This is a genomic window from Streptomyces sp. NPDC051582 (assembly GCF_040681715.1).
GTDB lineage: Bacteria > Actinomycetota > Actinomycetes > Streptomycetales > Streptomycetaceae > Streptomyces.
On the sequence record NZ_JBFAZJ010000006.1, the window covers coordinates 41,069 to 53,362 of the forward strand.

16 protein-coding genes are annotated in these 12,294 nt (G+C 70.9%); 6 read left to right on the top strand and 10 right to left on the bottom strand.

Features of this window, described 5'->3' with window-relative positions:
* The first annotated feature begins 117 nt into the window (after positions 1-117).
* Together AB0M92_RS10470 and glgX are read left to right on the top strand one after the other, a co-directional pair.
* Positions 118-588, top strand: coding sequence for a DNA starvation/stationary phase protection protein (locus tag AB0M92_RS10470; RefSeq protein WP_366101699.1), 471 nt, complete (start codon positions 118-120; stop codon positions 586-588).
* 98 nt (positions 589-686) lie between these two features.
* Positions 687-2,840 (top strand): glycogen debranching protein GlgX, encoded by a 2,154-nt coding sequence (glgX, locus tag AB0M92_RS10475; RefSeq protein WP_366101700.1) that lies wholly within the window; start codon positions 687-689, stop codon positions 2,838-2,840.
* Positions 2,841-3,002: 162 nt separating this feature from the next.
* Here the strand turns inward: glgX and AB0M92_RS10480 are convergent, their stop codons facing one another.
* On the bottom strand, positions 3,003-3,206 hold the full coding sequence (locus tag AB0M92_RS10480) for a hypothetical protein (RefSeq protein ID WP_366101701.1): 204 nt from the start codon (positions 3,204-3,206) through the stop codon (positions 3,003-3,005).
* A 209-nt stretch (positions 3,207-3,415) separates the two neighbouring features.
* Between AB0M92_RS10480 and AB0M92_RS10485 the strand changes: the two genes are divergently transcribed.
* Entirely contained in the window at positions 3,416-3,637 is a 222-nt protein-coding gene (locus AB0M92_RS10485; RefSeq protein ID WP_366101702.1) for a hypothetical protein, read from the top strand.
* A 239-nt stretch (positions 3,638-3,876) separates the two neighbouring features.
* On the opposite strand, the gene AB0M92_RS10490 is transcribed toward AB0M92_RS10485, so the two are convergent.
* Both AB0M92_RS10490 and AB0M92_RS10495 read right to left on the bottom strand, forming a co-directional pair.
* Positions 3,877-4,251, bottom strand: a complete 375-nt coding sequence (locus AB0M92_RS10490) for a VOC family protein (protein WP_366101703.1) — start codon at positions 4,249-4,251, stop codon at positions 3,877-3,879.
* A gap of 68 nt (positions 4,252-4,319) precedes the next feature.
* Positions 4,320-4,628 carry a hypothetical protein gene (locus tag AB0M92_RS10495; protein WP_366101704.1) on the bottom strand — a complete coding sequence of 103 codons (309 nt, stop codon included), beginning with the start codon at positions 4,626-4,628 and terminating at the stop codon, positions 4,320-4,322.
* 230 nt (positions 4,629-4,858) lie between these two features.
* Here AB0M92_RS10495 and AB0M92_RS10500 point away from each other — a divergent pair, with 230 nt between their 5' ends.
* A complete protein-coding gene (locus AB0M92_RS10500; RefSeq protein ID WP_366101916.1) occupies positions 4,859-5,296 on the top strand; it encodes a hypothetical protein in 438 nt (145 codons plus the stop codon).
* 131 nt (positions 5,297-5,427) lie between these two features.
* A complete protein-coding gene (locus AB0M92_RS10505) occupies positions 5,428-6,072 on the top strand; it encodes a lysophospholipid acyltransferase family protein (protein ID WP_366101705.1) in 645 nt (214 codons plus the stop codon).
* A gap of 130 nt (positions 6,073-6,202) precedes the next feature.
* Here the strand turns inward: AB0M92_RS10505 and AB0M92_RS10510 are convergent, their stop codons facing one another.
* The 3 genes from AB0M92_RS10510 to AB0M92_RS10520 form a co-directional block, all read right to left on the bottom strand.
* Positions 6,203-7,999, bottom strand: a complete 1,797-nt coding sequence (locus AB0M92_RS10510; RefSeq protein WP_366101706.1) for a hypothetical protein — start codon at positions 7,997-7,999, stop codon at positions 6,203-6,205.
* A gap of 205 nt (positions 8,000-8,204) precedes the next feature.
* Positions 8,205-8,366 carry a hypothetical protein gene (locus AB0M92_RS10515; protein ID WP_366101707.1) on the bottom strand — a complete coding sequence of 54 codons (162 nt, stop codon included), beginning with the start codon at positions 8,364-8,366 and terminating at the stop codon, positions 8,205-8,207.
* A gap of 138 nt (positions 8,367-8,504) precedes the next feature.
* On the bottom strand, positions 8,505-8,804 hold the full coding sequence (locus AB0M92_RS10520; RefSeq protein WP_366101708.1) for a hypothetical protein: 300 nt from the start codon (positions 8,802-8,804) through the stop codon (positions 8,505-8,507).
* Between the two features lie 154 nt (positions 8,805-8,958).
* Between AB0M92_RS10520 and AB0M92_RS10525 the strand changes: the two genes are divergently transcribed.
* Positions 8,959-9,372 (top strand): hypothetical protein, encoded by a 414-nt coding sequence (locus AB0M92_RS10525; RefSeq protein ID WP_366101709.1) that lies wholly within the window; start codon positions 8,959-8,961, stop codon positions 9,370-9,372.
* A 22-nt stretch (positions 9,373-9,394) separates the two neighbouring features.
* Here the strand turns inward: AB0M92_RS10525 and AB0M92_RS10530 are convergent, their stop codons facing one another.
* The 4 genes from AB0M92_RS10530 to AB0M92_RS10545 form a co-directional block, all read right to left on the bottom strand.
* Positions 9,395-9,706, bottom strand: a complete 312-nt coding sequence (locus AB0M92_RS10530; protein WP_366101710.1) for an SCO5918 family protein — start codon at positions 9,704-9,706, stop codon at positions 9,395-9,397.
* A gap of 6 nt (positions 9,707-9,712) precedes the next feature.
* Positions 9,713-10,045: a CBS domain-containing protein gene (locus AB0M92_RS10535; RefSeq protein WP_366101711.1), complete on the bottom strand. Its 333-nt coding sequence runs from the start codon at positions 10,043-10,045 to the stop codon at positions 9,713-9,715.
* Positions 10,046-10,105: 60 nt separating this feature from the next.
* Positions 10,106-11,623, bottom strand: a complete 1,518-nt coding sequence (locus AB0M92_RS10540; protein WP_366101712.1) for a DEAD/DEAH box helicase — start codon at positions 11,621-11,623, stop codon at positions 10,106-10,108.
* Between the two features lie 275 nt (positions 11,624-11,898).
* Entirely contained in the window at positions 11,899-12,102 is a 204-nt protein-coding gene (locus AB0M92_RS10545) for a cold-shock protein (RefSeq protein ID WP_366101713.1), read from the bottom strand.
* Between the last annotated feature and the right edge of the window lie 192 nt (positions 12,103-12,294).

Consider the following 12,294-nt stretch of genomic DNA (forward strand, 5'->3'; position numbering starts at 1 on the left):
CGGGGCCGTCCGGCTCGACTGATGGACCAGCCGGACTACAGGACCGTTTCGGCATGGGCGCAGCGGGTAGTCGGTGTTTTATCAGTACATGTCTAGATAGGAACGAATGGAGACGTTGTGTCCGTCGTCAAGAACGCCCTCCCGGAAGCCGACCTGAAGATCGTCGGTGAAGCGCTGCAGGGCGCCCTGGTGGACCTGGTGGACCTCTCGCTCGTGGCCAAGCAGGTGCACTGGAACGTGGTGGGACCCCGCTTCCGCTCCGTACACCTCCAGCTCGACGAGGTCGTCACCACGGCGCGCACCCACTCGGACGTGGTCGCCGAGCGCGCCTCCGCCCTCGGGATCACCCCGGACGGCCGGGCGGAGACGGTGGCATCCACCACCGCGATCACCGGCGTGCCGGAGGGCTGGATCAAGGACGCGGAAGCCGTCCGCATCCTCGTCGGCGCCCTCAGCACGGTGATCGCTCGCATGCGCGAGCGCATCCAGTCCACCGACGAACCCGACCCGGTCACCCAGGACCTCCTGATCGCCCTGACCGGCGACCTGGAGAAGCACCACTGGATGTTCGCGGCCGAGAACGCCTGACGGCCCACGGCGCGAAGAAGGCCCCGGGCCGGCGGGCGCGACACCCGGGGCCAACGGCCGGCGGGCCCCGGAGGCCCGCCGACAGTAGCGTGACTCCCATGCGTACATGGGCGGGCAAACCGTACCCTCTGGGAGCGACGTACGACGGCTCCGGCACCAATTTCGCGCTGTTCTCCGAGGTCGCCGAGGGCGTGGACCTGGTTCTGCTCGACGAGGCCTGGCGCGAGACGCGCGTCCCGATGACCGAGATCGACCGGTCCGCCTGGCACATTCACCTCCCGGACGTGGGCCCGGGACAGCGGTACGGCTACCGGGTCAGCGGCCCCTTCGACCCGGCTGCCGGGCACCGCTGCAATGCGGCGAAGCTCCTGCTGGATCCGTACGCGACCGCCATCGACGGGCAGCTCGACCACCACGAATCGCTCTACGGCCACCACTTCGCGGACGACGCGGCCGACGCGGCCGACGGCGAGCCCAACACCCTGGACAGCGCGGGCCACACCATGGTGTCGGTGGTCACCGACCGGAGCTTCGACTGGGGCGCCGACAGGGCTCCGGGCCACGCGTACGCAGAGAGCGTCATCTACGAGGGACACGTACGCGGCCTCACGCGCACCCATCCCGATCTGCCCGAGGAACTGCGCGGCACCTACGCGGGCCTGGCGCATCCGGCCATCCTCGACCACCTCACCGGGCTGGGGGTGACCGCACTGGAACTGATGCCGGTGCAGCAGTTCATCCACGACGGCCACCTCGCCGAGAAGGGCCTGTCCAACTACTGGGGCTACAACACCATCGGCTTCTTCGCACCGCACAACGGCTATGCGGCCACGGGCGGCCGCGGTGCGCAGGTCGTCGAGTTCAAGCAGATGGTCAAGGCGCTGCACGCCGCGGGCATCGAGGTCATCCTCGACGTCGTCTACAACCACACCGCCGAGGGCAACGGCATGGGGCCCGTCCTGGCCTTCAAGGGAATCGACAACGCCGCCTACTACCGGCTGGTCGACGAGGACCGCTCCCAGTACTACGACACCACCGGCACCGGCAACAGCCTGCTGATGCGACATCCCAACGTGCTGCAACTGATCATGGACTCCCTGCGGTACTGGGTCCTTGAGATGCACGTCGACGGCTTCCGGTTCGACCTCGCCGCCACCCTCGCACGCCAGTTCCACGAGGTAGACCGGCTGTCCGCCTTCTTCGACGTCATCCAACAGGACCCGGTCATCAGCCGGGTCAAGCTCATCGCCGAACCCTGGGACCTCGGCGAGGGCGGCTACCAGGTCGGCAACTTCCCGCCCCTGTGGTCGGAGTGGAACGGCCGCTACCGCGACGCCGTCCGCGACTACTGGCGCGGCGCCGACGGCACGCTCGGGGAGTTCGCCTCCCGCATCACCGGCTCTGCCGACCTGTACGAACGTGATCGCCGCCGTCCGCTCGCCAGCGTCAACTTCGTCACCGCCCACGACGGGTTCACCCTGCGGGACCTGGTCTCGTACGAGAGCAAGCACAACGAGGAGAACGGCGAGGACGGCCGGGACGGGGAGGACCACAACCGGTCCTGGAACTGCGGAGCGGAAGGCGAGACGGACGACCCCGGCGTCCTGGCCCTGCGAGAACGCCAGCAGCGCAACCTGATGACCACCCTGATCCTCTCCCAGGGCATCCCGATGATCAGCCACGGGGACGAGCTGGGCCGTACGCAGGGCGGCAACAACAACGCGTACTGCCAGGACAACCCGACCGCTTGGATCGACTGGGACCTCGACGAAGGCGCCCGCCGGCTGCTGGCCTTCACCTCCGGACTCATCCGGCTCCGGCGCGACCATCCCGTGCTGCGGCGGCGGCGCTTCTTCTCCGGGAGGCCCGCAGGTCACGGGGACCGGGCGCCGGCCGACGTCGAATGGCTGCGCCCCGACGCGTCCGCGATGGAGGACGAGGACTGGACGTGGCCGCAGGCCGGCGCACTGGCCATGTTCCTCAACGGTGGGGCGATCACCGAGCCGGACCGCTACGGCGCCCGGGTCACGGACGATTCCTTCCTGCTGATGTTCAACAGTTCGCACGCGGCGGTCGACTTCCGCCTCCCCGCGGACCGGTTCGCCGCGCACTGGGTACTGCTGGTCGACACCGCGAGCACGGACGCCCCGGACGAACGGGAGTGGAAGGCGGGCGGCGGGCTGCGGCTGGAGCCGCACAGCACGGTGGTCCTGCGCAGCGCGCGGGAGGACGCGGGGCCGGACCCGGCCTGACGGCACACCGCCCACGACCACGGGGCAGCGAACGCCGGGCCCTCCTCGGCCTCCGCTTCCCTCCCCGTCCCTCCCGTCGGCCTCTCCTCCCTCCGGGCCGCTGAGCGTACCGACGGGAGCTCGACGGGAGCTCGACGGGAGGCCGACGGGAGGAAGGAACGACTAGCCGATGCCGCCGAACAGTTTCACGACGCCGATCGCGCTCGCTTTCATCTCCTCCGTGATCGGGTCGCCGACCCCCGACCGGGCGAGCCGCTCGATGCCCGCCAGGCCTCCTCCCGAGACGAAGAGATTGGTCGCATCGACGAACTCGGCATCGGCGCCATCACTGATGGACCCGTCCGACACCTGCGCGGAACCGGTCATCGTCTGTTCCTCTCGTGCACACTCACGCGCGGATCGCGTCTCACCCCACTACCGCTTCCCGGACCGCACCGGTGGCCAAGCATCCGTCAGCCGCATGGCCGCTCCCGCCTCGCCCGAAACGGCGCTCCTCCCGAACCCTCACTCCCCCGGACGGCTGACAGGCACCGCAGGGGAAGTGTTCGGACCCGGATCACGGGCAGGTGGGCCACATGAACGAGGAACGAGAAGCCCACGTGCCCGCGACGCGCGAACCGGAACTGCCCCCCAGGGTTCCCGAGAACGAAGACGCCCTCACTCCCGACCTCCCCCCGCTGGACCCTCCGGCGCCCGACCTGCGGGCGGTCAAGGACGCGGACGGCGGGGGGAGCGAACCGCAGGCCGAGAATGATCACCCTGCCGAGGATCCCGCGCCTCAGGAGCCCACGGCCTGAGGTCCGGGGTTGAGCGGCCGGCTCGCCCGGGAAATGTTCTGCGGATTCCCGTTTGCCCGGTGTCGACCGCTTCCGAGTGGGCACACGCCGTTGCATGACTCTGTTACTGCTGTTCCTGCTCCCCCTCGGTCTGGCCCTCGTGCTGCTCACGACCGGCGAACGGCACAAGCACGGCAGGCACCGCCACACCCGATGACCGCGCCGTACGCCCCGGGCCCGCGCATGACGTGACGTGGGGATCAGTGAAGGCAGAGGCAGAACGGGTGGCCGGCCGGGTCCGCGTAGACCCGCCAGTTGGCGTCCGGGCGAAGCTGGTCCGTACGCTCCAGCACGCTCGCCCCGAGGGCGAGCGCCCGCTGTTCCTCCCCGTCGAGGTCGTCCACGTCGAAATCCAGGTGCAGCTGCTGAGGGTGCTGCCGGCCGGGCCATTCGGGCGGCCGGTAGCCGTCCACCCGCTGGCAGGCCAGCGGCGTCCCTTCGAACCCGTGCACCTCGACCCAGTCGGGATCCTCCGGGTCCACGACCACACGGCCCCCGAGCAACTCCGCGTAGAACCCTGCGAGCCGTACCGGATCGGCGCAGTCCAGCGCCACCGCCTGCAACTTCCGAATCATTTGGATTCCCCCGGCTCCTCGGCGCCCATGCGTACGGAAAGGTCGTACCCGCCACGCGGGCGCCTACGTCAGCCCGTGCTCTGCCGATCCTGGACGTCGCAGTCGGTGTAGAGCGGCGGCCTGGTCATCAGCGTCGAGAGCTGCTGAGCCAGCTCGTTGGTCTCGGGCGCGTTGCTGTTGGCCATGGCGGCCTCGTAGGAGTCGAACTCGACCACGGCGAGGTAGCGGTTGGGGTTGGCCCGGTCCTTGAGCAGGGTGCGGGAATCGGGGGCGCCGGTGCGTCCTTCCGAGCGGGCCCGCTCCTCGTAGGCGCGCATGACGTTGCGGACCTCGTCGATGCGCTCGGTCTCGAAGTCGATGATCTGGGCGAACTTCATGCTTCCGGTTCCTCCTGGCGCGTGGCGGCCTCGCGGGTGAGGTCCTTGCTGCCGCCAGCAAACACCGCCGCACGGGCCGCCCACGGCCCACACGCCCGCCGACACGGCAATTCCACGAGGTTGGCCGGTAGCGGGCAAGCCGCTCTCCACCTGCTCCGACCGCTCCCCGTTTGACATGCCTGCGAGGGGTGGCAGGGTGGATGGGTGGGGACATCGCTGGGAGGCTCGGCATGGTTTCCTGTGGGGCATGGCATTCGGCGGCGCGGCAGCTTCCGCTCAGGCTCACGGCCGGCGCGTTCTTCCTGAATTCCGGGCTGGCGAAACGCGGTGCGGACGAGGCCACCGCCGAGGGGCTCCACCAGTTCGCCGCCGGGACCTACCCGTTCCTGGGCGAGCAGGATGCCCAGAAGTTCGTCCGCCTACTCTCCGCCGGGGAGCTCGCCATAGCCGCCGCGCTGTTGGTGCCGCTCGTTCCCGCCGCTGTCGCCGGTGTGGCGCTGACCGCGTTCTCCGCAGGCACCCTCGGGCTCTATCTCCGGACGCCTGGCATGCGCCAGGAAGGCAGCCTGCGTCCCACCGAGCAGGGAATCGCGCTGGCCAAGGACGTCTGGCTGCTGGGCATCGGTGTTTCGCTCATCGCCGAGGGCGTGAAGGAACGGCACCTGTGACGCTCCCGGGAGTTGCCATTGCGCTCTGGGGTCGGGAGCCCCTGAGGGGTGAGTACGGCTACTCATGACGGGCAATCGGCAGCAGCCGACGATGAGGGCATCAGTGCAGGACCACCCGAACGAGGCCCTCCATGCTCAGCCGAATCGCCGCCGCAGTCGTACCCGTTGCCGGGCAATTGACCATCACCTCCGACACCCCGGCGGGTCCCCGCGCCGGCAGCATCCTGGTGGCCAACCACACCTCGCTCGCCGACCCGGCCGTCGTGATCGCGGCGCTGCGACGGTACCGGATCGAGCCCGTCGTCATGGCCACCGCAGGCTTGTGGCGGCTGCCGCTGCTCGGAGCGGCGCTGCGCCGTGAAGGGCACATCCCGGTCCGGCGCGGGACCGCCCGCGCCGGCGAATGCCTCGATGCCGCGGCGGCCGTACTCGCGGCGGGGCGCTGCGTCCTGCTCTACGGCGAAGGCCGGCTGCCCGAACGCACCGACGCCGGCGAGGCCGCGCCAGGGCCCTTCCGCAGCGGTCCGGCGCGACTGGCCGCGATGACCGGAGCGCCGCTCGTCCCCGTCGGCCAGGCCGGTGCCCGGCGGTTGTGCTCCGGCGGCGTGGTCAAACAGTTCGCCGGAGCCCTGACCGCCCCGCTACGACGGCCGGGCCTGCACGTGCACATCGGCGCACCGGTGCACGTGCCCGGCCCGCTCCCGGAAGCGACACTCCGCATCCAGGCCGCCGTCGACTCCGCATGGCAGAGCGCGATCCGCGCCCAGAGCCGGTAGCGGCGTACCGGCGATCGGCGATCGTCCCCCTGCGGGTCCCGCGGGTCCGGCCGGGTCCGGCCGAGCGGCTGCCAAGCCGTGGGGTGCTCCCGGTCCGGCTCCGGTACGGGAGCACCCCGTCGGGGTCGGGTCACGGGCAGCCGGCACCCGTTCCGGGGTTGGTGCAGACGTCGGTCCCGGGGCCGCCGTCGTTGATGTTCGTGCCCGGGCCGCCGTCGAGGTCGTCGTTGCCGACGTCGCCGAAGAGGGAGTCGTCGCCGGGACCGCCGGTCAAGGTGTCGTCGCCCGGGGAGCCGTGGAGGGTATCGCCGCCCGCGCCGCCCGCGATGCGGTCGTTGCCGGGACCTCCGGTGATCGAGTCCGCCCCGGGGCCGCCGCATACGAGATCGTCGCCCGCACCGCTGTTGATGGTGTCGTTGCCCCCGTGGGCAAGGATGACGTCACGTGCGGGCGTGCCGTTGATCTGGTCGTTGCCGGGGGTGCCGGTGATGGTGGGCTGTTCGCCGAAGCAGGTGACCGCGTTGACGGTGGTGCTCTCCGTCGCGGTGTCGTTGGCCGGGGTCGGGTCGGAGACCGCGCCGGCCACGCCCGCCGTGTCCACGGCGACGTCCTCGGTCGTGGTCGACACGGTGATGGTGCGCGCGGCGCTCGCTCCCGCGGTGAGGGTGCCGATGCCGCAGGTGACGACGTCAGGGGTGGCACCGGAGGCGGTGCACCCGGGAGATGCCGAGACGAATTGCGTTCCGGCCGGGAGGACGTCCTGGAGCACGACCCCCTCGGCCGTCTGCGGGCCGTTGTTCGTCGCGGTGAGCGTGTACGTGACGTTCTGGCCCTCCACGACGGGGTCGGAGCCCGTGTCGGACTTCGCGACGGCCAGGTCGGCGTCGGCCAGGTGGAGGTGCCCGATGAAGCTGGAGGTCTCGGCGAACCAGATGTCGTCGTCCGGGCCCTTGGTGATGCCCCAGGGGCCTCGCTCCGAGGAGGGCAGGGGGAACTCGGCAATGATGCCGGAGGTACTGATCCGCCCGATCTTCCCGCTGTTGCGTTCGGTGAACCACAAGCTGTCGTCCGGCCCGGCGGTGATGTCCTGGGGCTGGGGCGAGGGGCCGCCGCTCGCCGGCACGTCGTACTGGGTGATCACGCCGGCCGGGGTGATGCGGCCGATCCGGTTGCCGCCGAACACGGTGAACCAGAGGTTCCCGTCAGGGCCGGTGGTGATGTCGGTCGGTCCTCCGCCACCGGGGACCGGGAACTCGGTGACGACCCCTGACGGGGTGATGCGGCCGATCAGGTTGGCGCCGATCTCGGTGAACCACAGGTTCCCGTCAGGGCCGGTGGTGATGTAGGACGGCTGCCCGGAGCCGCCGGCGGGCAGGGGGTACTCGGTGACGGCGCCGGCGGTGGTGATGCGGGCGATGCGGCGGCCGTTCTGCTCGGTGAACCACATGGCCCCATCCGGGCCCGCGGTGATGCCGGTGGGCTCGACGAACTGCTCGGGGAGGTGGTACTCGGTGACCGTGCCGTTGGTGTCGATCTTTCCGACCCGGGAGTCGAAGTGCTGCATGGTGAACCAGACGTTCCCGTCCGGCCCGGTGGTGATGTCGTGCGGGGTGCTGAACTCGCCGGGCAGCGGGTACTGGGCGATGAGCGTGCCCGCCGGGCTCATCCGGCCGATCTTGTTGCCGACCGCCTCGGTGAACCACAGATTGCCGTCCGGGCCGGTGGTGATGCCGACCGGTGTGCTCGGAGTGGGCACGGGGTACTCGTCGATGCCCACGGCCGCCCGGGCCCGGGGGGCGCCGGCGGCCAGCGGGAGGACGGCAGCCATGAGGATGCCGGTGAGCAGCGCTGCCAGAGCGCCCCGACGGCGGGGTCTGCGCCACCGGGGCGTGTTCGGCTCCGGCGCGTTTTGGGTGGTGGGAGACACGGCGAGCACCTTTCGGTCGCGGGGGAACGCGCCCGTCCTACCAAGGCCCCATCGTTTCTTCACATGCCGTGACACCCGCGGCGCGCGGGATCTCCATCGGCAATTCACCCGATCGCAGGAGTGCCCGCCCACGTCGACTGACGGCGGTCCGGCTTACCGGCGCCCGGTACCCGGTACCCGTCGTGCGCCTACCGCTCGCGGGCGCTCAGCAGGGCGAAGGAGAGGTGCTTCCGCCGTCCGCGGTGAGCATGTCGATCACCGGCCGGTTGGCCTCCTCACCGTCCGGCCGGTGCTCGGCGCACACACGTGCCCACAGCAGCCAGTCCCGCCAGGCGTCGTCCCGGAGTCGCGCCGCGGTGACGTCCACCCCGAACTCCCGGGCCAGGAACTCCTTTTGCCCGCCCGCTTCCGCGCGCCGCAAGCGGGCGGGGGCGGGCGCCCCTTGACCCGCGCACCACCGCGCCGGCCCGGCGCTGCCCGTCGAGCAGCCGGGCCCGGGATCGTCCTACTGGGGGCCCTCGCGCATCGCCTCGTCGCGGATCACGTTGCGGTGTTCCTCGTAGACGAGCCTCGCGTCATCGCTCGGGAGCGCCTCGGTGGCGAGGCCGCAGGCACACCTCACGGCGGTGAGGCCTCGGGGGGTGCGCGGTGCGTGCCCCTCCGGGCCGGTCGGGGCTTCACCGGCGGGGTTCTCGTACCTGAGGCTGTGGCGGTACTGGGGCTTGCGGGTGTGTCTGGGAGTACTGCCGGTGCCGTCGGAGCTGTCGGCACTGGTCAGGTCAACGGTGAAGCGGTGCTCGGTCATGTCTCCAGTGTGGCCGCCCGCGAGCGACACCAGCTGCTCCGACCCCACGTCACCGTCATCTGCGCGTCGTACACGCGTGTTACGGGCAGGGCCGAGCCGGTTTCCGCGTCCCGGGTCGCGGCACCGCCGGCCGGAACGCAGGATGGAACAGGTGATGACGGTTCTGGTGGTCGGAGTGCCCGATGGCGAGCAGCTTGAACTTCTGCGCGCGGGTATCCAGCGCAATCCGCACTTCCGGGTCCTGTCGCATGCCCACGACCCCGCCGTCGCCCTCGCGCATGCCCGGATCCTGCTCCCCGACATCACCGTCCTGTCCCTGCCGGCCGGGCTCGACAGCCTCGACGCGGACCCGGGCATCCTCGGCGTGTTCCACGGGGTGCGCTCCCTGGACCCGCCGAGCGGGGTGGTGCTGCGGACGGCCTCCGACCGCGTGCCCCGCACCGTATCCGGCCTTGCGGTCGAGGGCGCCGTCCACGTCGTGCGCGAGGGTGACTCCGAGGCCCTGATGCGGGCCCTGCGCACGATCGGGCTGCGCCGGGCCAGTTGCGACCCCGACGAGATGCCCTGAGCCGGCGCGGCGCCCGCTTCGGTCAGACGGTCGCCGGGGCGCCCAGCATCGCGGAGGCCTTTTGGAGCGGGCTGAGGCCACGAGCGGGCGTCTCGGCCCGGGGAAGACCGCGGCACGTGAAGCCCAGCTGGGTCATGGCCCGCAGGACTTCTCCGACACTGAAGTCGCGCCGGTCCTGGCGGGTGACGGCCTGGCCGACCTGCTTGACGGGGTAGGTACGGCGACCGATGACCACGGATTCACCGGTGATCGGTTCGGGCTTGATGCCCTTCATCGTTTCCAGGACGCCGCTCTTGGTGAGGTCGAACGGGAAGCGGGCGATGACACAGCGCATGATGCCTCACAGGGGAAGAGGGTGTACGGTCCGACCGCCACGCGGCGGTTGAGCGTGCGAGGGCGAGATGAACGGCTCGTGATCGCCGAGGATGTCGCGCAGCCGGACCCGGTCCGTGTACGTGTCGCTGCCACGGGCGGCGGCGAGCCGGGCCGGGGTGACCAGCCCGGTGCGCGCGCCGTCCTCGTCGCAGACCAGCAGATGTCCCGCGCGCGCACTGGCCATGACGGACAGGGCCACTTCGACCGTCATGTCGTCGCCGACCCGCGGGCAGCCCTGCTCCGCGTCCTCGTCCGCCGTCCCGTGCGCGGGATCGGCTCCCGCCGTGCGGGATTGCATCCAAAGTGGCGTCAAAAGGTGCCTCCTGCAGAGATGGTCGGCTTCCCGGTCACGTGGCTCTCAGGCCGCGGCGTCGGTGGCGGAGCGCCGTCCGCCCACCCGCCGGGTGCTCGCGGCGGAACTGCGTCGGCCGCGGGAGGTGGCGCGGCGCCCCGACCGCTCGGACACCGGCGCGGTGATGGTGACGGGGATGCCGGAGGGAGCCTGCGCGCCGGTGATCCTGCTCAGGGATTCCTCGCCCGAGCGGACCTCGGTGGTCTGGGGGACGATGCCGGCGGCGGCCATGAGGCGGCTCATGTCGCGGCGCTGGTTCGGGGTGACGAGGGTGACGACGCTGCCGGACTCGCCGGCCCGGGCGGTGCGGCCGCCGCGGTGGAGGTAGTCCTTGGGGTCGGTGGGCGGGTCCACGTTGACGACGAGGTCGAGGCTGTCGACGTGGATGCCGCGCGCGGCGACGTTCGTGGCGACCAGCACGGTGACGTGCCCGGTCTTGAACTGGGCCAGGGTGCGGGTGCGTTGCGGCTGCGACTTCCCGCCGTGCAGGGCGGCCGCCCGGACGCCGCTGCTCAGCAGGTCCTGGGTGAGCCGGTCGACGGCGTGCTTCGTGTCCAGGAACATCATCACCCGGCCGTCGCGCGCCGCGATCTCCGTCGTCGTCCGGTGCTTGTCGCTGCCGTGGACGTGCAGGACGTGGTGTTCCATCGTGGTGACCGCACCGGCCGAGGGGTCCACCGAGTGCACGACGGGGTCGGTGAGGTACCGGCGCACCAGCAGGTCCACGTTGCGGTCCAGGGTGGCGGAGAACAGCATCCGCTGGCCCTCGGGGCGCACCTGGTCCAAGAGCGCCGTGACCTGGGGCATGAAGCCCATGTCGGCCATCTGGTCGGCTTCGTCCAGAACGGTGATCGCCACCTGGTTCAGCCGGCAGTCACCGCGGTCGATGAGGTCCTTGAGGCGGCCCGGGGTCGCGACGACGACTTCGGACCCGCCGCGCAGTGCCCCGGCCTGCTTGCCGATCGACATTCCGCCCACGACGGTGGCCAGACGCAGCTTGACCGAGCGGGCGTAGGGAGTCAGAGCCTCGGTCACCTGCTGCGCGAGCTCACGCGTCGGTACGAGGATCAGGGCGAGGGGCTGGCGGGGCTCGGCCCGCTGTCCGGCGGTGCGGGCCAGCAGCGCGAGGCCGAAGGCCAGGGTCTTGCCGGAGCCGGTGCGTCCGCGGCCGAGTACGTCGCGGCCCGCGAGGGTGTTGGGCAGGGTGGCTCCCTGGATCGGGAACGGCACGCTCACGCCCTGCGTGCCGAGGGCGGCCAGCAGCTCCCGGGGCATGTCCAGGTCGGCGAAGGTCTCGACGGCGGGGAGGGCGGGAGTGATCGTCTTCGGCGGCGCGAACTCGCCCTGCACCGCGGCGGGCCGCCGGCCGTAGCCGCCCGAGCGGCCCGTGCCGCCGCCCGAACGGCTGGGGGCGGAGGAGCCGAAGCGGCTGCTGCGGCCGGAACCGGCGGTGGCGCCGAAAGCGGGGCCGCCGGTACGGCCGCGGGTGCGGGCGGAACGGTTGTTCGTACGTGCGGGGTTCATTCAGAACCTTCCTTGATGCGGCACGTATCAAGGAATTCCAGCAGCGAAAACACAGCGCGGGGAATCGCGAGAACGGGCCGATTAAATGCGGAAGCGAAACTGGCCGCAGGGAGTCCGTACGGGCACAGTCGCTGAAACAGGTGACGCCGGGAGTGAAATTCCGGTCTGCATCCTGGAGGGAATCCCGCAGGCGAACCCACTGCGGGAGGTGATACCTGTAGCTGGGGCCCGCACCCCGAGGGATGCGGGCCCCAGCTACAGAGTGCGCGCCGCCGTCAGGCGGGAAGGATGTTCTCGGCCGTCGGGCCCTTTTGGCCCTGCGCGACGTCGAAGGTGACCTTCTGACCCTCGACGAGCTCACGGAAGCCCTGGGTGGCGATGTTCGAGAAGTGCGCGAACACGTCGGGGCCGCCGCCGTCCTGCTCGATGAAGCCGAAGCCCTTGGCCGCGTTGAACCACTTCACTGTGCCAGCCGGCATGCATGTCTCCTTTGGGGCAGTACAACGGAATCCGCACTGCACGGACGCCGTGTCGCCGCGATGATGCCCCGCCCGGAATAAAGTCCGGAAATATAAAGTGCTTCCAGCGGCGCCGAGGCCGGCCGGAGGCACTTGAAGTTTTTGGGTACCAAAACTGCAACCGAGATCGACAGTAGCACGCTGCGACGGCCG